Origin of the sequence: Terriglobus sp., assembly GCF_965201105.1 — a bacterium.
In the GTDB taxonomy this organism is placed as follows: domain Bacteria; phylum Acidobacteriota; class Terriglobia; order Terriglobales; family Acidobacteriaceae; genus Terriglobus.
Genome location: NZ_OZ241741.1, coordinates 3,393,816 through 3,414,135, shown reverse-complemented (window position 1 = coordinate 3,414,135; position 20,320 = coordinate 3,393,816). Strand labels below are relative to the sequence as shown.

The window sequence follows — 20,320 nt, the reverse complement described above, 5'->3', positions numbered from 1 at the left end:
CCCGTGATGGACTAGTGCGGCTCTCCGGCCGGCTGTATCGGCTGGCCGGCGCGCACGATGGTAAGCGTCGCACGCGAACGCGGGCACACCGCATTCGGCGCGGCTCCATCCGCACCTACCTTGATGGGCTGATTCACTTCTGCCAATCGATTGCAGAACACGGTTACCTTGCCCGTGTAGCCGGCGGGCACATCGACTTCAAGCGGATGCGAGCAGCCGATGATCACGGCCAGCAGGGCCGCACTTATGGAAAGCATGGAAACAGGCAGGCGAACAATCGACATCAGGTGAGCAGGCTCCAGGCGGGGAACTCAGAATAACAGTCGCAGGCGACACGCTTTGCAGAAGTTCGCGACAGTGTTCGCGCGTGGCAAACCTGTCGGTCGCGTCGCTCATGGAGCCGTGGCGCTGGAAGGTGCCGTTTTCAGATTGCGCTCCAGGAACTCAGCCGCCAGCCGGTAGGCGTCGATCCAGTTACGGTGCAGCAGAAAGTCGTGCACCTCGTCCGGGAAGACCTTTTCCTCAACGTGCACGCCGCGACTGCGCAGCTCGGCCGCCATGCGCACCGTTTGAGCAAAGAGCACATTGCGGTCGTCATCGCCCTGCATCAGCAGCACCGGGCTCTTCCAGGTGTTCACGCTCGCCATGGGACTGCTCTGGAAGGCGCGGCGCGCAATCGCTGCCTGATCCACGCCGGGCTCGTCAGTTGGCTTCCATAAATCCAGCTCAAGCGACCAGTCGTGTACGCCGTGCAGGTCAACGCCCGCCGCGTACAGGTCGCTGTGCCGGGCCAGGGCCAGCGCCGTCAGGTACCCGCCATAGCTGCCGCCCCACGCGCCGATGCGATGCGGGTCCACCTCCGGACGCGATTGCAGGTACTTCGCCGCCCCAACCACATCGTTGTCTTCGCTGGCGCCATTCGCGCCGTAGTTGAGCGCCTGGCGAAAATTCAAACCGTACCCTGTGCCGCTGCGGTAATTCACGCTCAGCACCGCAAAGCCGCGCGACGCCAGGTACTGGTTGAACTCGTACGCCTGCGCGTAGTACTGCATGGGGTGAAAGCCGAGTAGCATTTGCCGGCGCGATCCGCCATGGAAGAACACCACCGCGGGCAGATGCGCACAGTGCGCAGAGTCGCGCTGCGGCAGCGCCAGGCAGGCACGTGGCAGAAAAAGTTGGCCGCGAACGGGCATGCCGTCCGCGGCGGCAAAGCTCACCGCCTCCGGTTGGGTGAAGTAGGGCTCGATGAACCGATCGCCCTTGCGATGCTGAAAGGCAAGTTGCGGAGCGAGCCGGTTCATGGAGAGGTTCATAGAGCCGGTCATAGAACGGTGCATGGGATCGCCGGAGAGCACCGGCGTGAGCGGCTCCGTCGTCCCGCCCTGCAGGTAGGCGATGCCGCCGTCGCTCAGCATCGCTGGCGAAGTCTCGATTTCGCGGCCGGAGGTGAGCGGTATCGGTGGTGCGTCACCTGCACCGGTGCTCGCAAACCACAGGTGGCGGCGCTCGGCATCGCCCGCATCACTGCCGTGCTCATTCGCGCTGAAGACCACGCGCTTGCCGTCTGCGGCGACACTGTCCACCTCCCAGTTCACGGCAGCGCCTGCTGGTGCAAAGGAGGCAGGCTCGGCTGCGCGGTCACCCTGCGTTGCGACGTGATACAGCTGCACAAAGCCGGTCTTCTCCCACGGAAACAGGAGCGAGCCGCCCTCTGTCCAGATCAACTGATCGCGGGCACTGACCTCGTGAAAAAGCGAGCCGGGCCCGGCGTCGGCGTGCCATCGTTCGTGTCCGCTGCCAGTCTGCACGTCGGCAATGCGGATCGACCACGGCGCGCCATCGCGCATCCAGCGATCCGCGATGGGAGACACGATCGGCACTTCACGCACAAACGCGATCTGTTTGCCGCCGGGCGACCAGACCGGGTCGTGGTCCAGCCCGGTGCCCGGGTCCATCCACGTCAGCGCCCGCGCGGCAAAGGTATACACGCCGACAAAGCTGTGATCGCCGCGACCAGAGACGAATGCGAGCTGCGTTCCGTCCGGGCTCAGTCGCAGACCGCGCGCTGCTCCGCGCACAAACAGCAATTGCCGCACGCCGGCTTCGTGCGGCGGCGCACTGGTTGAGCCAGCTGGCTCGGGATCATCTGCCACCGGCGCGTGCGCGTCGATCTTCGGCGCATCTTGATCCCTGCTTTCACTGGAAACAGTTCCGCTGGGGGTGGCAGGTGTGGCCGAACCCAGGTCAGCAATCCAGATGGCGCCGCGCCGCAGAAAGATCAAATGGCTGCCGTCCGCGGCGAACAGCGGCGTGTGCCCGTCCTGCACCATGTGCACCACCGGCTTGTGGCCTTGCCGTTCCTCACGCAGGTCGATCCACTCCACATGCTGGCGCACGGGGCCGGGCAGTTCGGCGGGGTTGGCCGCCATCGTGTGTTCGCTGCCGGCGGGTCCGGTGCCGCGCGTCCAGGCAAGCCGCTCGCCATCCCGCGACCAGGCAATGTCGTCGATGTCCTGTCCGTCGTCCGCGGTGTTGTCGGTGATGGTGCGCGCTGCCTCATGACTGCCCGCAACCCACACGTTGCGCCGGCCCTCCTGGTCGGTAAACCAGGCGACGCGGGCCTTTGCCGGAGCAGCGGTCAGCTGATTCGTGAAGGGTGCCGACAGCGCCTCTTCCACGCTGAATTGTGCCCCGATCGGCGCGCTACCCAGGCAAAGGAATGCGCCCAGCGCAAGCAGGTACGGGCCATTCACACAAAGCGAGCGACCACTCCAAAAGACAGACATGGCCGCAGCATACGATGACCGCATTGCGGAGCGTGGGAAAACGGCAACGATGCGGCAGCTTGCTCCGCCGGGCCGAACTCCGTACACTACAAGCTGTTGCTGCCCCGACCGGCAGCCGCCGCGGTGCAATGCCACGGTGCCCCCACGCAGGCGCGTAGCTCAGTTGGTTAGAGCGCTACCTTGACACGGTAGAGGTCGTTGGTTCGAATCCAATCGTGCCTACCAATCCTTACAACAACTTACTTCTCCAGCCAGCAGTGGAACCGGCGGGAGATAGTCGGAGCCCATCGCTTCCGCATATGGGCGCAGTTGCCCACGCGTGCTGTAAGGAAGCTGTGTTATCTGAGTTGTTTTTGTATCCACGACGCATGTTCGCCGTCGCGATTTACTTCAAAGAAAGCGCCCCTGGTCAGTGAACGGACGCGACGTCATTGACGTGGTATCTCCAAGATGAATTGCGGCATACCGTCGAAGGAATACGCTCGGCGCCGATGACGGACCTGGGCGACAGTTCTCACGTCTTCTTGCGCAAGTGTTCGCTGAGCGACAGTGGTTGGTCGCTGCATGCGATAGCGTCCTGGTCTACGGAGAACCATGTCATGAACATGCTGAAAAGTCTTTTCACAACCGAGAACGGTTTATCAAAGCCCATCGATGCTCGTACCCACGGAATCATCGATTACTGCCATGCGACGTTCTTCTTCACGGTGGCGCTCGTTTGTTGCAAGAAAAACCCGAAGGCTGCCATCGCCGCGGCTGGCACCGGAGCTTTTACTCTGGTGGGATCGCTGCTGACCGACTACCCGCTCGGGAAGAAACAGGTCATTCCCTTTGCGGTTCATGGTGCGATGGACGCAGCCTTCGCAGCATTTTCCTTTGCGCTGCCCAGTGTGTGCGGGTTCTCTGGAACCAAGGCAGCCAAAGTCTTCGCACTGAACGGGGTTGTGGAATCGACTGTCGTGGCGTTGACGGATTGGGACAGCCAGCATGCTCGTGCTGCGGAACATCACTAGCTCAGGATCATGGCGAAGCGCATGCGATGCTGCCTCGTAAATCAAGAACCAATGCTATCGAACCACATGACACGGAAGTTACTATGTGCTCTGGTGAATGGCTGGTTCGTTATCCCGGCTTCATGAATACCATTGCCGTAGTCCAGTTCGTTTGACAGTGCCTCGGAGGCGACATGATTTACGAACCCACCTCGGACCATGAAGAGATTCGCCGCTGGGCAAAGCTGCACAGCGCGCACCCGGCGGAAAGACTACCCAGCCGTGTCGATGGGGAAGAACCTGTGCTGGCTTTGATCTTTCACCGGGGATCCTCGATACCGGACAACGTCATTCCCATCACCTGGGAGGAGTTCTTTGAACGATTCGATCGGCTCGGCTTGTCGTTCCTGGGAACGGACGACATGGATCAGGTCTCTCGGGAGTACAGGTTTTTGTACGATCCCGCGGAAGGCAAGTCGTTCCGGACGGTGTCTTAGCGAATCAAGCGGCCCGTGCAGCTATGGCGAGAGGTCACGCACAGGCGCTTTGCCAGCGGCTACCAGCAACGCAGGTCCTGCTGAGAGTAGCTGAGGGAGTCGGTTCAGAACGCCCTCCCGGGCGAGGCGGACGCCGTTCGTCAAGCGAACGCGTTCGCACCTCACTCCGCGAGAGCACACCCGATCCTGGGAGAAGAGAGTGCTTGGAATAAGGAGAATGGTACGAGGGCGGCTCCATTTCCTCTATAGCAGGATGGTCACTTTTCGAGCGTTACCAAACACGTACGCGTCCCGTCACAGCGGCATGCCACCTTCAGGGGATGCGACGCGCAGGGAACTGCATCAGAATGAATCTCAGTAACACAGACCTGGGAGAAGAGGGGCTTCGGAAACGAAGTCCCCATTTTTTTCGAATCGTGACATGATCCGGCTTCTGTGTCCCTTAGTGAATAATTTCCGCGCATCGCTGAAAGCCGGTTGCCTGCAGCAGAACCGTATCGAACGCGTCAGGCAGGGTGAAATCACCCATGAACGGAGACGTACCATCGTCGTCAAGCAGCCGGACGTAGTGCAGGTCAGAGATCGCCTGCAGGTCGTGGGCGTAATGCCTGGTCCAAACCACGCCATCGGCATGCACGATCACCACGAAACCTGTTTCAAAGGGGTAAATCGCCGCCCGGTTACTCATACGGAAAGGCTAACGAGTTCCCCCGAACCGCGCGTCGGTACAAGTCCGCAAACCGCTTACCCGGAAGTTGCAGGCTGAGCAGATATTTCCACAAAACCCGATCCACCACGTCACCATGCGTCACGGTGAGCGCAGGGTGACGTCGTTTCCGACGATCTTCTCTTGCCGTGCCCCGGCCGCTCCACTCCGTAACCGTCCGGCTTCGCGAGGGGATGTTCGGTTCCGAACAGTGTTGATGCTCTCGTTTTCTGCCATTGCCGCGCACACTCTTTCAAAACAAGCGTTTGCGTTCCGCTGACGTTTGGCCGCTGACGTGCATTCTTCAACGTTCAAGGGGACACGCATGTTCGACGAAACGCTACAGGACGCCCGCTTCGCCTTTCGTCAGCTGCGCTCCCGGCCCGGCTTCACTGCTACCGTCATGCTTATGCTTGCGCTCGGGTTTGGCGCCAGCGCGGCCATTTTTGCCTTTGTGGATGCGGCCTTGATCCGGCCGCTGCCCTACCCTGACCCGCAACAGCTTGTGTGGACGACAGAGACTGTCGAGCGCATGGGGCCTGCAAATCTTTCCTGGCAGGACTACCAGGATTGGCAGCGCTCTGCCCGCAGCTTCAGTTCTTTTGCCGTTTGGCGCTATGCCGGGTACCTGCTACAGAATGGCGACGGCATCGTGGCCAGCCCCGCAATTCGCGTCAGTGCGAATTTTCTGCAAACCCTTCGCCTTGCTCCTGCACTTGGACGAGACTTTCAACCAGCCGATAACCTGCCTGGCGCGGGTAAAGTCGCCATGCTCACGTATGGGGTGTGGCAGCAGCAGTACGGTGGTGATGCCGAACTTGTGGGCAAAACCATTCGGCTGGATGGTGAACCCCACGAGGTGATCGGCATCTTGCCGCAAGGCTTTCAGTTCGCACCACGCGGACGTTTACAGATACTCACGGCGTTGCGTCCGGATGCGGGTGGCTGCGAAGCGCGGCGCACCTGTCACAGCCTGCGCGGGGTAGCTCGACTAAAAGATGGCGTGAGTGTCGCGCAGGCTGACCAGGAGGTAAAGAGCATCGCAGCGCGGCTGGAGAAACTCTATCCCGCGAGTAACCTGGGCCAGGGCGGCATGGCCATGCCGCTGGCGGAGGAAGTTGTTGGCGAGCTACGTCCGACGCTGTACACGCTGCTGGGCGGGGCCGTTTTGCTTTTCGCAATCGGCAGCTTGAATGTGGCAAGCCTCCTGCTGGGCCGGTCGGAACACCGAAGCCGCGAGATCGCTTTGCGCGGTGCTTTAGGCGCCACGCGCGCACGCCTTGTGCGGCAGTTCGTGGTGGAAAGCTTCACGCTGGTGCTGGCTGGAGCGACCGGAGGTCTGCTGAGCGCGATGAGCATCGTGCGATTGCTCTTCGTTCTTATCCCTAAGGACATGCGCGACCGTATGCCGTTCCTGGCGGAAGTAAGACTTAGCCGGAACACACTGCTCTTTGTTGCGGCGGAAGTATTGCTTGTCGCCTTCGTCTTCGCCTGTGTTCCACTGCTGCGCCTTTCCTTCAGCAAGTTGCAATCGTCACTGGTGGACGGCAGCAACGGCAGCGGAAGCCTGAGTTGGCGCCGGGTTGGATCACAGATTGTGGTGCTTGAGGTAGCTACGGCTGTGGTGCTGCTGGTGAGCGCGGGTCTGCTCTCGCGCAGTCTGTTCCGCATGCTGCACGTCGATATGGGTTTCAGGACGGACCACCTGGCGACACTGCGCGTGACAACGCCCAGCGCTGTCTTCAAGACCGACGCGGACAAGCTCGCGATACAGCAGCAGGTTGCCGAGCGATTCCGCCGTATTCCCGGCGTAACTTCCGTCGCATTTGGCCAACAATTGCCCGCCGTTTACAACGGCAACACCGATTGGATCCGCTTTGTGGGCAAGCCCTACAACGGCAAACACAACGAGGTGAACCAGCGCACGGCGTCCCCCGCATACTTTGACACGCTTGGCGTGAAGATGCTGCAGGGGCGCGCTTTCACCGGCGACGATACGCTGGGCAAGCAGCGCCTGGTCATTATTAATCGCAAGCTCGCTGAGCAGTACTACCCGGGTGAAGACCCACTTGGAAAGCAGTTTGGCGACACCGATCTTTCGCCCGCGTCACTACGCCTGATTGTGGGCGTGGTGGAGAATTTGCATGAGGGCGCGCCGGACGACGATGTGTGGCCGGCTGAGTATGAGCCTGCTTACCAACAGGTGGACTCCGGTACGGAATACGCCGTGCGCGTAGCTGGCGCGGAAGCTGCCATGCTGCCTCAGCTTGTGACCGCAGTCCACAGTGTGAGCCGCGATCTTGGAGTCTCAGACGAAGTCACCATGGACGACATGATTCATGATTCGCAGAGTTCCACTGTGCATCGCGCAGCCGCTTGGCTGGTCGGTGCGTTCGCACTCACCGCGCTGGTCCTGTGCGCGATCGGTTTGTACGGAGTGGTGATGTATTCCGTGTCGCTACGCACACGCGAGATCGGTATTCGCATGGCTCTGGGCTCGCCGCGCATGACGATTTATCAGCTCATCCTGCGCGAAGCCACGCTGCTCAGCATGGCCGGTGTGATCACCGGGCTTCTGCTCGCCGTTGGAACGGCCAAGGTATTGCGCTCCATGCTTTTCCAGGTGAGCGCCTACGACCCGGCTACGCTGGCCGGCGTAGCTCTGCTTGTCCTGTTCTGCTCGCTCGCAGCCGGCCTGCTCCCGGCTCACAGGGCAGCCACGCTCGATCCGATGGATTCCTTGCGCACCGAATAGAGCTCGCGACAGTTCGAACCGAAGGCTGCGTGTCGTCGTTCATCGCACATAGAAGCCCCGGTTTATTTTGCAGGTCCATCGAGTTTTGTTGGGGTGAGTCGTAAAGCGCGCATCCTAAGGAACAATGCCTCTCAAAGCGTTGTTTCTCCGGTCCAAGCTCGCAGCGATGCTCTGTGCGTCCTTCCTGCTCGCATTGCCTTGCCTTGCAGAACCGGTACAGGTGCGCTTTCCAGAGGGCTCTGTGCATGGCTTTCTGGCGCTGCGTTCCCTTCAGGGAAAGCTGCTCGCATCGGGCGATCTGGTGCAGAGTGTTCGGCGTGGCCAGCTCACGTCTCGCCTGGTCTACCGGTTCAAGGATGGCTCGATCGACGACGAGACCGCGGTGTTCACCCAAAACGGGCATTTCCATCTCTTGCGCGATCATCATGTGCAGAAAGGTCCGAGCTTTCCAAAACCCACGGACGTAACCATCGAGGTCAAGACCGGCGAGGTCACCGTCCGTTACACGGAAGATGGCAAGCCAAAGGTGGATGTGAGCCACATGGATCTGCCGGACGATCTTTCCAATGGCATTCTTTTGGTCCTGGTGAAGAACCTGCCGCCAACAGGTCCTGAGGTCAAACTCTCCTACCTGGCCGCCACTCCCAAGCCGAGACTCGTCCATCTCTCGATTAAAGAGGACGGCATCGACCACTTCACAAGCGCGGGGCTGCGCAATACGGCGGAGCGGTACAGGATCCACATCGACATTGGCGGCTTTGCCGGCCTGGTCGCGCCGATGATCGGGAAAGAGCCTGCCGACGCTGTCGCATGGGTCAGCGGAAAGCAGGTTCCGGCCTTCCTGAAGTCCGAGAATCCCCTCTACCTTGGCGGCCCAACGCTGAGGACGGAGTTGATCGATCCCGTGTGGCAGTAAACGCTTCCGAAGGCTCTCCGCAAGCCGGAACGTTCGCAATGTGCGTGTACCGTGACGGGCACGCACCATCAGCCAAGGAAAATCGGCTTCACGTGGCGCTCAAACAGGTTTTTGGTCACGTTGCGCGCAACGACCTCCTTGTTGGCCTCCAGTGCGTCGGTGTAGCGGGTGCCCATCTTCGCCGCCACTTTGAAGCCCACGTGCAGCAACTGCCGTAGATCCGGGTTGTACTCCGGGAGGTCACCGCCCTCCGCCGGTGAGCGGTGCTGCAATGCCTGCACGAACTGCTCGCTCGTCCAACCGTTCACCGTTGCCGGCGTGGGCAGATTGTCCTTGTGGATGTCGATCACCGTCGCATAGGGCGCGCACAGCTCGTCGGCGTGCGCGTACGCCTCGGCGTAGATCTCCTTCGCCAGCGCAAGGCCGTCGCCGCCCGCCTCGGCCAGGCCGATGACCTCTTCCAGCCACGTGGTGCCCGCGGTCTTCACGTGTACGCCCGCATCGAATGCCTGCAGGCCCTCGCGAATGGCGGCGTAGATGGAATACTTGTCCGAACCCGAGTGAACGCTCAGCTTCAGATTCTTGGGCAGGCTGTATTTCTCAACCGCATACGCGATCGTCGCCAGGTCCTCGCGGAACTCCTTCGCGAACTGCTTCACGTCGCCCACGTAATCCACGCCCTTGTTGAAGCGGCCGGTGAACTTCGGCGCGATCGTTTGAATGGGCACCGTTTCGTCGCTGATCGCAGCCAGAATGATCAGAAGTTCCACCGGCGTCTGCGGCGAATCGGTCTCGTCCATGCTGATCTCAGCGACGAAATCCTCATTGCCTTTGCTCAGCGCGATGGCGCGATAAATCTCGCCCGCGTGCTGCACGGCGGCCAGGAACTGCTTCGCCGTCTTCTCCACGAACGCCTTGTCCGTGCGAAAGGGCTGATCGATGCGCGGGATCGTAATTTCGCCGATCAGCTCCGGGTGGCGCTCGACGAACCTGGCGATCTCCGCCTCGTCGCTCTTCTGCCCGATGTTATCGGCGACGTCGATGGTGAAGAAGTCACACGGCGCGACGAAGCGGTCAAAGGTCTTCAGGTTAATGTGGTCGGCGTCCAGGAAGTACGGTTTCGTCCAGCTCAACTGCTGCACCGCGGCGGCGGCGGCGGCGCGCGTGCCTGCCGGCTCCGATCCGATGATCAGGTGCTCGCGGTTCGACTTGTTCCAAACGGGCGTCACGTCCGCGCCCTGCTGGGCGGCCAGCAGGCACGCCTCGAGCTGTGCCTTTGCCTGGTGCGCGAAACGGTCGCCCATGCCGAAGGAAAACTTGGGAAGCTGCATTGGTCTGGTGGTCTCCTGCACGAAAGCGTACGGCGGCATCTGCATCGGGCCGAATCAAAACGTTTCAGTGTGCGAGGGAAGTGTAGCGCATCCCGGTTGCTCCGTGCGACGGACGCCCAACGGTCCATCCGCCGCGTGCGCGACAATGAACACATGGCCAGCCACGACAGCAAAACCAGGCACCAACCCATGCAGGCTGCCCGGCGTCCGCCCCAGCGCGGCGGCAGTGTCACGGCCAATGCAGGCAAGGCAAACGCCGGCAAAAATCATCCTCTGCCGTATGCCGAGGCCGACGAAGCCGGACCGGCAGCCACGATCAGCCGCCGCGCCGCGGACCGCCTGCGCGCCGGGCACCTGTGGGTGTACCGATCAGAAGTCGAGTTGCTCATTCCGGCGCTGGGGCACGCGGAAATCGCGTCTGGCTCCCTGCTTACCGTGCTGGACGCGCGCCGCATCCCGCTCGGCTCGGCGCTGTTCAGCAGCACCTCCGAACTGACGCTGCGGCTGGTGAGCGGGGAAGCGCGCCTGTCGCGTGGCGAGTATCTGGACGCCGTTCGCGAACGTGTGCGGCGCGCCCTGGCCCTGCGCGCACCCATGATCGCTGCCGGCGGAAGCGGCGAAGGCGGCACGACCGACTCGCTCCGGCTTATTTTTGCCGAGGCCGACAACCTGCCTGGCATCCTCGCTGACCGCTACAACGACCTTGTCATCCTGCAATTGCTCTCGCAGGGCACGGCCCAGGACGATGTGCGCGAGGTGCTCGCCGCCGAGCTGGCGACGCAGGGTATTCGCGCCGTCGTCGAACGGCCCGACCCGCGCATCCGCGAGCTTGAGCAGATCGCACCGGCACCGGAGAAGCCCCTCTTCGCCGCACGGCAAGACGACCCGCTCACGACCACCTTCACGCTGAACGGCCTCTGCTTTCACTACGACGCCAACAGCGGGCAGAAAACCGGTGCTTTTCTCGATCAGCGCCTGAACTATGCCGCGGCGGCGCACCACGCCCGTGGGCGCGGGCTGGATGTGTGTACCTACCAGGGCGGCTTTGCGTTGCACCTGGCCCGCGGTGGGGCGCAACGCTGCAACCACGTCACCGCCGTCGACCAGAGCCGCGCCGCGCTTCAGGTTGCGGAACGCAACTATGCAGAGAACGCGGAGGCACACGCACTCGCTCCACTCGAATTGATTGAGGCGGACGCCTTTGAACTGCTGCGCCATTACGACAGCACCGGCGAGCGCTTTGACACCGTCGTGCTCGATCCGCCGGCCTTTGCCAAATCCAGGCGCGCGGTTGAGGGCGCACTGCGCGGTTACAAGGAGCTGAACCTGCGCGCCCTGCGCATGCTCAACCCCGGCGGCACGCTCGTCACCTGCTCCTGCTCGCACCACATTGCGCTGGCCGACTTCACGGAAGCGATCCGCTCCGCCGCGGCCGACGCAGGCCGCCACGTGCGCCTGCTGGAAACACGGGCCGCCGCTCCCGACCACCCCGAGGTGCTCACGCTACCGGAGACGCGCTATCTGAAGTGCCTGATTCTGGCCGTGGACTGAGAACTCTCGCGAGGGAGCGATCAGTCGCGGCTGCTATTGGACGGGTGCGGCCGCCTTGTTGTTCGCCTCTGTCATGCACATGTCGCCCGCTGCATCCAGCTTCTTGTTCTGCTCGGCAGTCAACGCATGGCCGGGGCGCAAGCCAATCTCGGCAAGCTCGGCATTGCTGAAGTTATTCAGTCCCCGTTCGGAGAAGCACTTGCAGTAATCGACGATGATCGCCTCGCGGTTTGCCATCTGCGGGAACGCGTCGTGCGAAGACTTCAGGCAGCCGGACTTCGCGGCTTCGACGATCTTTGGCCTTGCGTTTGGGTCGGCATTCACCTGGTCGGCCATACGCTTCGCAAGAAATTTGCATCCCGCCATGGGCAGCACCAGACTGGTGATAAGGACGGGAAGGGCAAAGCGCGACCAGGCGAGATGTGGCATCCGCATTGGAATGCGGGCGTGCGGCGCGAGTTGTTCCGTGCTCTTCCGTCTTTGGCCGGTGCACGTATCACGCACACCGGCGGTCCGTCCAAGTTTCCTAAGCCTCTTCCTGCGGCGTGGTCGCGTATTCCCGCAGTCCAAAGATCGCCGTACCGATCCGCACGCAGGTCGAGCCTTCCGCGATCGCGACCGCGAAGTCGTGCGTCATGCCCATGCTCAACTCGGGCAGCGCGACGCCGGTAGCCTGCTGCGCTTCATCGCGAATCTCGCATAGGTGCCGGAAGTATGGCCGCGCTTCCTCGGCATCATCGCTGTAGGGCGGCACGGTCATCAGGCCGCGCACCTCCAGCCCTTCCAGCTCCTCATGAATCCGCCGCACCAGGCCTGACACCGCATAGGGGTCCACGCCGTGCTTCGACGCCTCCTCGCTTAGCTTCACCTCAATCAATACCGGCAGGACCTTGCCCGCCTGCGCACACGGCGCGTTCAGCCGCTCCGCGACTTTGATCGTGTCCACCGCGTCCACCGCGCTGTAAAGCCACGCCGCCTTGCTTGTCTTGTTGTTCTGCAGGTTGCCGATCAGGTGCATGTCGATCTCGCCCACGTCCTCACCCAAGAGGCTGTGCAACTGCTCGCGCTTGTGCTCCCACTCCTGCACGCGCGATTCGCCAAAGAGGCGCTGCCCGGCGCGAAACGCCTCCGCAAACAGCTTCGGCCCGTGCGTTTTGCTCACCGCCATGATCCGCACGCTGCCCGGGTCGCGCCCGGCACGCTCACACGCCTGATCCACTTCGCGCCGCACCCGCTCCAGATTTTCCGCAATCGACATAGTTCCAGCTTATTCGCTCGGAGCGTTGGAACCAGCACGCACCTCGCGGCCGATGCGCTGCGCCGCGTCATGCATGCTGCCCACCGCAGGCACCAGTTCGCCTGCCTTGCCCAGGCCAAAGGGCGGCATCGCGGCATAAATGCTCTCGTAGCTGCCGGCTTGAATCAGGTACGTCTCGTGAAAGATGCCCACCGCACTGTTGTCACGCGCGGCCTTGTTGAACGCGGCCCACGCCGGCAGGTGCGCCTTGTCGCGGGCGTGCGCATACGCGTGCAGATGGTCAAAGCTGCGCCAGTACTGGATCAGCGCCGGCGTGCGCCACGCCAGCGCGGGTTCGGCGTGCAGCAAGCCGAGCTCCGGATGTGCGAGTAATTCCTTCAGCATGCGCGGCATCGCCATTGCGACCGGCAACCACTTGTGTACGGCCCGCAACTGGTTGATGCGCATGCCGATATAAAAGACAACGAAGTCGCCATCGATCTTTGCCGCGAAGCGCCCTGCCTGAATCGAAGCCATGCGATATGGTAAGCCGGGATGAACCAGTCCGTTCCGTCTCTGGTCATGCTACAAGTGGTACGCTGACCGCGTGCAAGATACCTTTCTCGGCCACTCGGAAGTGTTTTGGGTTGGTGCTCAAGCGTTGATAGCGGCTGCTGGGCTGCTTGGCCTTTTCGCCTACGTGCTAGACACACGCAAAATGAGACTGCTTCAGACGGAGATGCGTAGAGCGTCGTTCACACCTGTGCTTAGTGTTTCTAAACAACAAGTTAAGCCGTCGCAGCGCACTCTCACCGACAGTGATGGTAAAGAAAAGCGCGATCTTGCGAATGCCATCGCTAAGGTTACGATGGACGGTTACTACGATCTCACTCTAGATATCACAAACATTGGCCAGGGTCCGGCGACAGGTGTAGCCGCTTGGGTAACTCAAGTCTCTTCGAAATTCGAGTTCAAGGGCGATGACTTGTATCCGACCGTCAAAGAAGCTCAATATGCACAAACTGCCCCGATGCAAGTCGCGCGGGATGAAACTACAAATTTCGTCTGGTCTCAAATTTGCGGAACTGGAGCCGCCCTATTCATCGTCGAATGCAAAGATGTAGCCCTTGGTACTCACCAACTACAAATTCTGGCTGTTCCGGATGGACGACAATCATCGCGCAACTTGGATGTCGAAGCACGCATGATCCACGCTCGTGGAGATACATTTGGCGAACGCCTAATCCGCTTCCTCGAACGTACAAGGGACATCAGCCGACATGTAGACCGAATCCTTGCGACCTTCGAAAATAGCGACTGAAAATGCTGTCGCATTACCGCCCGTGCTCTTCCAAATACTTTTCCACTTCCAGCGCCGCCATGCAGCCCGTGCCTGCCGCGGTAATGGCCTGCCGGTAGCGCCGGTCCTGCACATCGCCGGAGCAGAACACACCCGGTATCTTCTGCCCGTTGCGCGTTGTAAAGACGTTCTCCGTGCTCAGAATGTAGCCATCCTCGTCCAGGTCCATCTGGCCCTGGAAGAACTTGGCATTGGGAATGTGGCCGATGCCAAGAAAGAAGCCCTGCAGCTCAATCTTGCGCACCTCGCCCGACTCGGTGTTGCGAATGCGGATGCCACGCACTTCCTTCTCTGCAACCCCAAGCACTTCCTCCACCACGGTATTGGTCAGGAACTCGATGCTGGGGTGCGCCATGGCGCGCTCCAGCATGATCTTGGAAGCGCGAAAGCTGCCCGAGCGATGAATCAGGTACACCTTGGTGGCAAAGCGAGTCAGGAACATCGCCTCTTCCATTGCGGAATCGCCGCCGCCGATCACGCAGATGGTCTTGTCCATGAAGAAAAAGCCGTCGCATGTGGCGCACGATGAAACGCCGTGCCCGATCAGTGCCTGTTCGCTGGGCAGGCCCAGCCACCGCGCACTCGCTCCGCTGGCTACGATCAGCGTGCGCGTCCTCACCTTCTTTGAGCCAAAGTCGAGTTCGATCGGCGACTTGTGCAGGTCGGCCGCGACCAGGTGACCCATCTGGAGCTCGGCGCCGAATTTCTCGGCCTGCTTGCGCATGTTCTCAACCAGCTCAGGGCCCTGTACGCCGTCGGGCCAGCCGGGGAAGTTCTCAACCATGGTGGTGATGCTGAGCTGGCCGCCGGGCTCGTGGCCCTCGATCACCAGCGGTTTCAGGTTCGCGCGCGCGGTGTAAATCGCCGCGGTCAGGCCGCTGCATCCGGAGCCGAGGATGACCGTATCGCGGATGCCGTTCGAATCGTCCGCGGCATTGCTGCCGCTGTGTGTGGGTGTTGCCTGCGTGTCTGCCATGAATGTGTGCGGCCGGCGGCAAAGTCGCCGCGGAAAGGCCGGAGCCTTCATTCTAAATGCGCGGCCACGGCAAAAAGATGCAGGAGCGGGCCGCCGCATCGCGGCAGCAAGCCACCTACGGCGTCCCGGCGGCGTCCGATGTGCTGTTATGGCCAAAGAACCGCACCAGCTCACACATCCTACGCACAGCCTGCTCAAGGGCGCCATCGCCGGTCTGGTCGGCGGCCTGATCGCCACCGGCGCCAAAACGCTGGCTGAAAGCGTCTACCCGCCGCGCACGCACGGTGAGCGCGAGCCCACCGACATTGCCGTCGAGAAGCTGGGCGGTGACACCAAACAGACCCCCAGCAAAAAGGTGGAAAGCGAAGGCGTGCACTGGGGTTTCGGTGCGTTGGCCGGTGCGGCGTACGGCGTGATCGCGGAGGTGTACCCGCAAGTTACCGCGAAGAACGGCATCACCTTCGGCATGACCCTGATGGCGTTCGCGCATGAGGGCGCTCTGCCGGCGCTCGGCCTTTCCGCCCCGCCCAAGGAGCAGCAGCCGCGCGAACAACGCAGCGAAATGGTCACGCACGTGGTTTATGGCGTGGTCGCGGAGACAGTTCGCAAGATCGTGCGGAAGGCGCTTTGATCTCACCGCGCAACAACAAAGGGCGGCCGACTGGCCGCCCTTATGTTTCGTCCGCAGCTTACTGCGGTGGTTCCACCGACATGGCCCGTGCCGGCGTGCGGTAAATCGCCATGCTCATTGCCGGCACCCGGACGCCACCCTCTTCGCGCGATGGTGCTTCCGCGCTCGACAGCAGCAGATCCGCACCGGCCGGCATTGCGAAATCCGTGGGCGTGTCCGCGAAGTTCATGCAGGTCCTGACATCGCCGCGATCCGTCCGAATCCAGCGGCCCTCCTCGCTGCACTCCACTTCCATGCGCGACATATCGCCCAGGTTCAGCGATAGCGTCTTTTTGCGCAGGTGAATCAGGTCGCGGTACCAGCGGTACATCTCGTGGTGCTCGGGTGTTTCCAACTCGCCCCATTGCAGCTTTGAGGCTTCAAAGGTCTTCGGATCTTCCGGGTTGGGGACATTGTCGCCAAAGCCGAAGTGCGCGAAGTCCTTCTTGCGGCCCTCGCTCACGGCCTTGCGCAATTCCGGCTCCTGGAAATCCGCGAAGTACATCCACGGCGTGCCCGCGGCCCATTCCTCACCCATAAAGATCATCGGCACAAAGGGCGCAGTAAACACAACACCCGCGGCAAGCTTCGCCTTGCGCATGCCCACAATCATCTCCATGCGTTCGCCCTTGGCGCGATTGCCGATCTGATCGTGATTCTGAATAAAGCCAAGGTACTTGTGATAGCTCAGGTTTACGACCGGCCGGCCATGATAATGGTGCCGGTAGCGCGAGTAGCGCCCGTCATACAGAAATACGTGCTTCAGGGTGTAAGCCAGCTGGCAGATCTCGCCGAAGTCGCGGAAGTAACCGACCTGCTCATCGGCGAGGATGGAGAACAGCGCGTGGTGAAAGTCGTCGCTCCACTGCGCGTCCATGCCGTAGCCGTTGGCCTCGCGCGGCGTCACGATGCGCGGATCGTTCAGATCGTTTTCAGCGATCAGGAACAGACTGCGGCCTACCGATGCGGACAAATCCTCCACCTCACGCGATAGCTGTTCCAGGAAATGCATCGCCGAGCGATCGATCAGTTCGTGCGTTGCATCCAGCCGCAGGCCGTCGAAGTGGTAATCACGCAACCACATCAGCGCGTTATCGAAGAAGTAGCGCCGCACCTGATCGCTGCCGCCCTCTTCGAAGTTGATGGCCGCGCCCCACGGCGTCTTGTGCTTCTCCGTGTAGTACGGGCCGAACTGCCCCGTGTAGTTCCCGGCCGGCCCGAAGTGGTTGTAAACCACGTCCAGGATCACCGCCAGACCCTTGCAGTGGCACGCGTTTACAAAGCGCTTTACCGCCTCGGGGCCGCCCACGGTCTCATCCGGCGCATACGGTGCCACGCCGTCGTAGCCCCAACTGAAGTTGCCCTCATACGACGCGATGGGTAGCAGCTCAATGTGCGTGATGCCGAGCTCACACAGGTAGTCCAGCTTTTCAATCGCGGAGTCCAGCGTGCCGCCCGGGGTAAACGTGCCCACGTGCATCTCGTACACCACAGCCGAGGGCAGCGGAACCGCGCGAAACTTTTCATCCTGCCAGGAGAACTTGCCTTGGTCCAGCACGCGCGAGAACGAATGCACATCCTTCGGCTGCCAGAACGAGCGTGGGTCCGGGTAAGGCGTCGTATCGTCATCCAGCAAAAACGCATAGTCGCTGCCATGCCCGGCGCTTTCCACATCCGCTATCCAAAAGCCGCGCTGCGACGGTCCCTGCATCGGGTAGGTGTTGTTGTCGACAACAACAGACACCTTCTTGCGCCGTGGCGCCCAAACGGAAAAATGATGCATTAGTGCTTGCCTTTCGGCGGCTCTGGGGCCGCGTTCGTCGTGGTGGCCGCTTCGTGAACCAGCAGTGCTACAGGAAATGATTGCAGCAACGTAGCGAGCGGGATGCGGCCACCAGGGTGCCGGGCTCCGCTCAGGCGGTCTGTCCAGGTGCCGCCCGGCAGTTCCAGCATGGTCTCCTGCCAGTTGCCATGCAGAGTCTGCGGAAACCGCTGACCAATCGCGATCACGTCGCTGCCGCGCGAGAACGCAGCGACGTGGTCCGCGGCGGGACCTTCCGCCAGCAGCGGCGTGTACGCTGCATCGGCACCGAAACTTTGCGGCTGCTCGTTGCGCAGTTGCAGCGCCTGATAGATCACCCACAGCTTCGGCGAGCCATCCTCAAACCGCGGCTCCAACTCCTGCACAAACTGCTCCGCCGAAATCTGCTGCAACTCCTTCAGCAGCTTCGTCCGGCACTGGTAATCCACCGGCCGGCGGTTATCCGGATCCACCAGCGAGTGGTCCCACAGCTCGCCACCCTGGTACAGGTCCGGCATGCCCGGCGAGATGCACTTCAGCAGCGTCTGGGTCAGAGAGTTCACGCGGCCGCTGCGGTTGATCCCGTCGACAAACTCCTCTAACGAGCGCAGGAACGCCGGACGTGCGAACAGGCCGTCAATGAAACCGTTCACTGCCTTTTCGTACACTTCGTTCTTGCTGGTCCAGCTTGTTTCCAGCTTGGCTTCGTTCATGGCCTTCTGCATGTAGGCCTTCGTGCGCTCCGCATCAATCGGCCACGCACCGATCATCGACTGGTACAGAAAATACTCGGTGTTCGGGTCGGGGTAGTTGCCGCTGTGCAGGTCGCGATTTGCCTCCGACCACTGCTCGAGCTGCAGCGACCAGTGATCCGGAATTTCGCTGAGCACCGCCAGACGCGCGCGCACGTCATCGGCACGCTTGGTGTCATGCGTGCTCAATGTGGTCATGGTTAGCGGAAACGTGCGCTGCATGTGCGCGTTGTAATCGTGAAACTCCGCAAGCGACAGGCCGTTTCTGGACGGATCGCCGCCGACCTCATTCAAGCTGGTCAGCCGGTCGTAGTCATAGAACGCCGTGTCCTCCACGCCCTTGGCCATCACCGGCGAGGTGAACTGCTGGAACCGCGCCACGAACTCCGCCTCGCGCGTTCCCGTAATTTTCAGCGTCAACACGTCACCCATAAAGCCGAACAGGCAGGGATCGATGTCGGGCTTGCGCTCCGCCGCTTCGCGCAGCGCCTCGCGGATGTGCGCGCGGTCGTCCTCGCAGATCTCGTCGCGCGACGCCACGACATAGGTGCGGTACACGTGGAAGCAGGCCGCAGCAGTCCGAATCGCACGACGGATATCGGCCCGCGTGAAGTCACGGAAGTCGCGGTTTGACTCACAAATCTGCACAAAGATATTCGCCAGCCGGTTCACGTCGCTGGCCAGCGTCTCCTTGGCAACGTTGGTCTTCTTCTCAAATGTGATGTCGTTGAAGTCGATCGGCTGGCCGGTGAAGTCGCGGTAAATCGCGGTCAGCGCTTCCATACCCTCCGGCTTCACCAGCAGAGCATTGCACACGTTCAGAAAGTCGTAGCCGCTGGTCCCTTCCACGGGCCATTCGGTCCGCAGCCACTCGCCGGGCTCCAGAATTTTCTCGACCACAATGTACGCATCCTTCGCCTTCGCGCGCAGCCGGTCCAGATACTGCCGGGGATCGCGGAGCCCGTCTGGATGGTCGATGCGGATGCCGTCGAGCACTCCCTTTTCCAACCAGTACAGAATCAGCTCGTGCGTCTCGTCAAAGACGTACTCGCGTTCCATGCGCAGACCGATGAGCGAGTTCACGTCGAAAAAGCGGCGATAGCCAAGCTCCTGATCGCTCGTCTTCCAATAGGCGAGCCGGAAGTTCTGCTGCCCCAGGATCTCATCGAGTGAATCGATGTTGCCATTGATCTCGTCCATGGCTTCGTCGATGGCGATGCAGGCGCGTGGCTCCTGCTCACACAGGCGCTTCAGCAGCTTTTGCAGCACCACCTTGTCGCGGTTGCGCGAAAGCTGTACCTCGCGTTCCGTGGACTCCGGTGCGGGCAATCGCGCAAACGAAGCGGCAAGAAAATTCAACTCATCGCTCGGCGCCAGTGCCGCGCCTCGGCCCAGCGGCCACGCTACTGAGCGCGGCGCCATGGGGAACGCCTGCTCGCCATACTTGACCAGAAAGCTCTCACCCTCGCGCGCCAACTTGATTTCGCCACGCGCCAGCACGCGGCCATACTGGTCGCCCAGCACCGGCATCAGCACCCGGTCACGCAGCTTCTCTTCCGCGGAGTTCCAATCGATGTCAAAGAACGTTGCAAAGCGGCTCGACGGCCCGTTCTCCAGCACGTCCCACCACATGCGGTTCTCGCGGTGCACGCTCATGTGGTTGGGCACAATATCCAGCACTTGGCCCAGGTGCAGTTCGCCCAGGCGTTTGCTGAACCGCTCATGCGCCTCCGCGCCGCCCAGTTCACGGTTCACGCGATGGTGGTCCACCACGTCATAACCGTGCATCGATCCCGGCCCGGCCTGCAGATACGGCGAGCTGTACACATGCGAGATGCCCAGGTCGCGAAGATACGGCGCGATCGCGCTCGCATCGTCAAAGGTGAAGTCTTTGTGCAGTTGCAGGCGATACGTGGAGCGGGGGATTCGAGTCATGGATGTGACTGTCCTTGGAAGCGCCCGCCGAAGGACGCGGCTGCTATGGCAGCAA

17 protein-coding genes and 1 tRNA gene are annotated in these 20,320 nt (G+C 61.6%); 8 read left to right on the top strand and 10 right to left on the bottom strand.

Going from position 1 to position 20,320, the window contains the following annotated elements; translation table 11 throughout:
* Window positions 1–11: 11 nt before the first annotated feature.
* Entirely contained in the window at window positions 12–284 is a 273-nt protein-coding gene (locus ACOFKT_RS15085; RefSeq protein WP_419804808.1) for a hypothetical protein, read from the bottom strand.
* A gap of 108 nt (window positions 285–392) precedes the next feature.
* Window positions 393–2,786 (bottom strand): S9 family peptidase, encoded by a 2,394-nt coding sequence (locus ACOFKT_RS15080; RefSeq protein ID WP_419804807.1) that lies wholly within the window; start codon window positions 2,784–2,786, stop codon window positions 393–395.
* Window positions 2,787–2,934: 148 nt separating this feature from the next.
* Here ACOFKT_RS15080 and ACOFKT_RS15075 point away from each other — a divergent pair.
* The 3 genes from ACOFKT_RS15075 (at window position 2,935) to ACOFKT_RS15065 (ending at window position 4,275) form a co-directional block, all read left to right on the top strand.
* Window positions 2,935–3,011: transfer RNA gene (locus tag ACOFKT_RS15075), tRNA-Val, on the top strand.
* Window positions 3,012–3,385: 374 nt separating this feature from the next.
* Complete coding sequence (locus ACOFKT_RS15070) at window positions 3,386–3,799, top strand: hypothetical protein (protein WP_419804806.1); 414 nt, start codon at window positions 3,386–3,388, stop codon at window positions 3,797–3,799.
* A gap of 173 nt (window positions 3,800–3,972) precedes the next feature.
* The gene (locus ACOFKT_RS15065) at window positions 3,973–4,275 is read left to right on the top strand and encodes a hypothetical protein (RefSeq protein ID WP_419804805.1); all 303 of its coding nucleotides are present in this window, start codon (window positions 3,973–3,975) and stop codon (window positions 4,273–4,275) included.
* Between the two features lie 442 nt (window positions 4,276–4,717).
* Here ACOFKT_RS15065 and ACOFKT_RS15060 read toward each other — a convergent pair whose 3' ends face one another.
* Entirely contained in the window at window positions 4,718–4,963 is a 246-nt protein-coding gene (locus ACOFKT_RS15060) for a hypothetical protein (protein WP_419804804.1), read from the bottom strand.
* Window positions 4,964–5,306: 343 nt separating this feature from the next.
* Between ACOFKT_RS15060 and ACOFKT_RS15055 the strand changes: the two genes are divergently transcribed.
* Window positions 5,307–7,736, top strand: coding sequence for an ABC transporter permease (locus ACOFKT_RS15055; RefSeq protein WP_419804803.1), 2,430 nt, complete (start codon window positions 5,307–5,309; stop codon window positions 7,734–7,736).
* A 124-nt stretch (window positions 7,737–7,860) separates the two neighbouring features.
* Complete coding sequence (locus ACOFKT_RS15050; protein WP_419804802.1) at window positions 7,861–8,652, top strand: hypothetical protein; 792 nt, start codon at window positions 7,861–7,863, stop codon at window positions 8,650–8,652.
* Window positions 8,653–8,720: 68 nt separating this feature from the next.
* Here ACOFKT_RS15050 and ACOFKT_RS15045 read toward each other — a convergent pair whose 3' ends face one another.
* The gene (locus tag ACOFKT_RS15045) at window positions 8,721–9,983 is read right to left on the bottom strand and encodes a tagaturonate epimerase family protein (protein ID WP_419804801.1); all 1,263 of its coding nucleotides are present in this window, start codon (window positions 9,981–9,983) and stop codon (window positions 8,721–8,723) included.
* Between the two features lie 135 nt (window positions 9,984–10,118).
* On the opposite strand from ACOFKT_RS15045, the gene ACOFKT_RS15040 reads away from it, so the two are divergent.
* Entirely contained in the window at window positions 10,119–11,534 is a 1,416-nt protein-coding gene (locus ACOFKT_RS15040; RefSeq protein ID WP_419804800.1) for a class I SAM-dependent rRNA methyltransferase, read from the top strand.
* Window positions 11,535–11,567: 33 nt separating this feature from the next.
* Here ACOFKT_RS15040 and ACOFKT_RS15035 read toward each other — a convergent pair whose 3' ends face one another.
* The 3 genes from ACOFKT_RS15035 to ACOFKT_RS15025 form a co-directional block, all read right to left on the bottom strand.
* A complete protein-coding gene (locus ACOFKT_RS15035) occupies window positions 11,568–11,963 on the bottom strand; it encodes a hypothetical protein (protein ID WP_419804799.1) in 396 nt (131 codons plus the stop codon).
* A 97-nt stretch (window positions 11,964–12,060) separates the two neighbouring features.
* On the bottom strand, window positions 12,061–12,792 hold the full coding sequence (locus tag ACOFKT_RS15030; RefSeq protein ID WP_419804798.1) for a YggS family pyridoxal phosphate-dependent enzyme: 732 nt from the start codon (window positions 12,790–12,792) through the stop codon (window positions 12,061–12,063).
* 9 nt (window positions 12,793–12,801) lie between these two features.
* The gene (locus tag ACOFKT_RS15025; protein WP_419804797.1) at window positions 12,802–13,308 is read right to left on the bottom strand and encodes a DUF4188 domain-containing protein; all 507 of its coding nucleotides are present in this window, start codon (window positions 13,306–13,308) and stop codon (window positions 12,802–12,804) included.
* Window positions 13,309–13,378: 70 nt separating this feature from the next.
* Between ACOFKT_RS15025 and ACOFKT_RS15020 the strand changes: the two genes are divergently transcribed.
* Entirely contained in the window at window positions 13,379–14,092 is a 714-nt protein-coding gene (locus ACOFKT_RS15020; protein ID WP_419804796.1) for a hypothetical protein, read from the top strand.
* Between the two features lie 13 nt (window positions 14,093–14,105).
* On the opposite strand, the gene trxB is transcribed toward ACOFKT_RS15020, so the two are convergent.
* Window positions 14,106–15,107, bottom strand: a complete 1,002-nt coding sequence (gene trxB / locus ACOFKT_RS15015) for a thioredoxin-disulfide reductase (RefSeq protein ID WP_419804795.1) — start codon at window positions 15,105–15,107, stop codon at window positions 14,106–14,108.
* Window positions 15,108–15,255: 148 nt separating this feature from the next.
* Here trxB and ACOFKT_RS15010 point away from each other — a divergent pair, with 148 nt between their 5' ends.
* Window positions 15,256–15,738, top strand: coding sequence for a DUF1440 domain-containing protein (locus ACOFKT_RS15010; protein ID WP_419804794.1), 483 nt, complete (start codon window positions 15,256–15,258; stop codon window positions 15,736–15,738).
* A 58-nt stretch (window positions 15,739–15,796) separates the two neighbouring features.
* Here the strand turns inward: ACOFKT_RS15010 and treZ are convergent, their stop codons facing one another.
* Window positions 15,797–17,560 carry a malto-oligosyltrehalose trehalohydrolase gene (gene treZ, locus ACOFKT_RS15005; protein ID WP_419804793.1) on the bottom strand — a complete coding sequence of 588 codons (1,764 nt, stop codon included), beginning with the start codon at window positions 17,558–17,560 and terminating at the stop codon, window positions 15,797–15,799.
* Entirely contained in the window at window positions 17,560–20,265 is a 2,706-nt protein-coding gene (treY, locus tag ACOFKT_RS15000; RefSeq protein ID WP_419804792.1) for a malto-oligosyltrehalose synthase, read from the bottom strand. The genes treZ and treY overlap by 1 nt, the downstream gene beginning before the upstream one ends.
* Window positions 20,266–20,320: the final 55 nt, after the last annotated feature.

What these genes read in the sequence shown, in the direction of transcription:
- trxB (WP_419804795.1), bottom strand. Translation starts at nt 15,107, where the DNA reads ATGGCAGACACGCAGGCAACACCCACACACAGCGGCAGCAATGCCGCG.
- ACOFKT_RS15035 (WP_419804799.1), bottom strand. Translation starts at nt 11,963, where the DNA reads ATGCCACATCTCGCCTGGTCGCGCTTTGCCCTTCCCGTCCTTATCACC.
- ACOFKT_RS15025 (WP_419804797.1), bottom strand. Translation starts at nt 13,308, where the DNA reads ATGGCTTCGATTCAGGCAGGGCGCTTCGCGGCAAAGATCGATGGCGAC.
- ACOFKT_RS15010 (WP_419804794.1), top strand. Translation starts at nt 15,256, where the DNA reads ATGGCCAAAGAACCGCACCAGCTCACACATCCTACGCACAGCCTGCTC.
- ACOFKT_RS15085 (WP_419804808.1), bottom strand. Translation starts at nt 284, where the DNA reads ATGTCGATTGTTCGCCTGCCTGTTTCCATGCTTTCCATAAGTGCGGCC.
- ACOFKT_RS15080 (WP_419804807.1), bottom strand. Translation starts at nt 2,786, where the DNA reads ATGTCTGTCTTTTGGAGTGGTCGCTCGCTTTGTGTGAATGGCCCGTAC.
- ACOFKT_RS15055 (WP_419804803.1), top strand. Translation starts at nt 5,307, where the DNA reads ATGTTCGACGAAACGCTACAGGACGCCCGCTTCGCCTTTCGTCAGCTG.
- ACOFKT_RS15045 (WP_419804801.1), bottom strand. Translation starts at nt 9,983, where the DNA reads ATGCAGCTTCCCAAGTTTTCCTTCGGCATGGGCGACCGTTTCGCGCAC.
- ACOFKT_RS15060 (WP_419804804.1), bottom strand. Translation starts at nt 4,963, where the DNA reads ATGAGTAACCGGGCGGCGATTTACCCCTTTGAAACAGGTTTCGTGGTG.
- ACOFKT_RS15030 (WP_419804798.1), bottom strand. Translation starts at nt 12,792, where the DNA reads ATGTCGATTGCGGAAAATCTGGAGCGGGTGCGGCGCGAAGTGGATCAG.
- treZ (WP_419804793.1), bottom strand. Translation starts at nt 17,560, where the DNA reads ATGCATCATTTTTCCGTTTGGGCGCCACGGCGCAAGAAGGTGTCTGTT.
- ACOFKT_RS15065 (WP_419804805.1), top strand. Translation starts at nt 3,973, where the DNA reads ATGATTTACGAACCCACCTCGGACCATGAAGAGATTCGCCGCTGGGCA.
- treY (WP_419804792.1), bottom strand. Translation starts at nt 20,265, where the DNA reads ATGACTCGAATCCCCCGCTCCACGTATCGCCTGCAACTGCACAAAGAC.
- ACOFKT_RS15070 (WP_419804806.1), top strand. Translation starts at nt 3,386, where the DNA reads ATGAACATGCTGAAAAGTCTTTTCACAACCGAGAACGGTTTATCAAAG.
- ACOFKT_RS15050 (WP_419804802.1), top strand. Translation starts at nt 7,861, where the DNA reads ATGCCTCTCAAAGCGTTGTTTCTCCGGTCCAAGCTCGCAGCGATGCTC.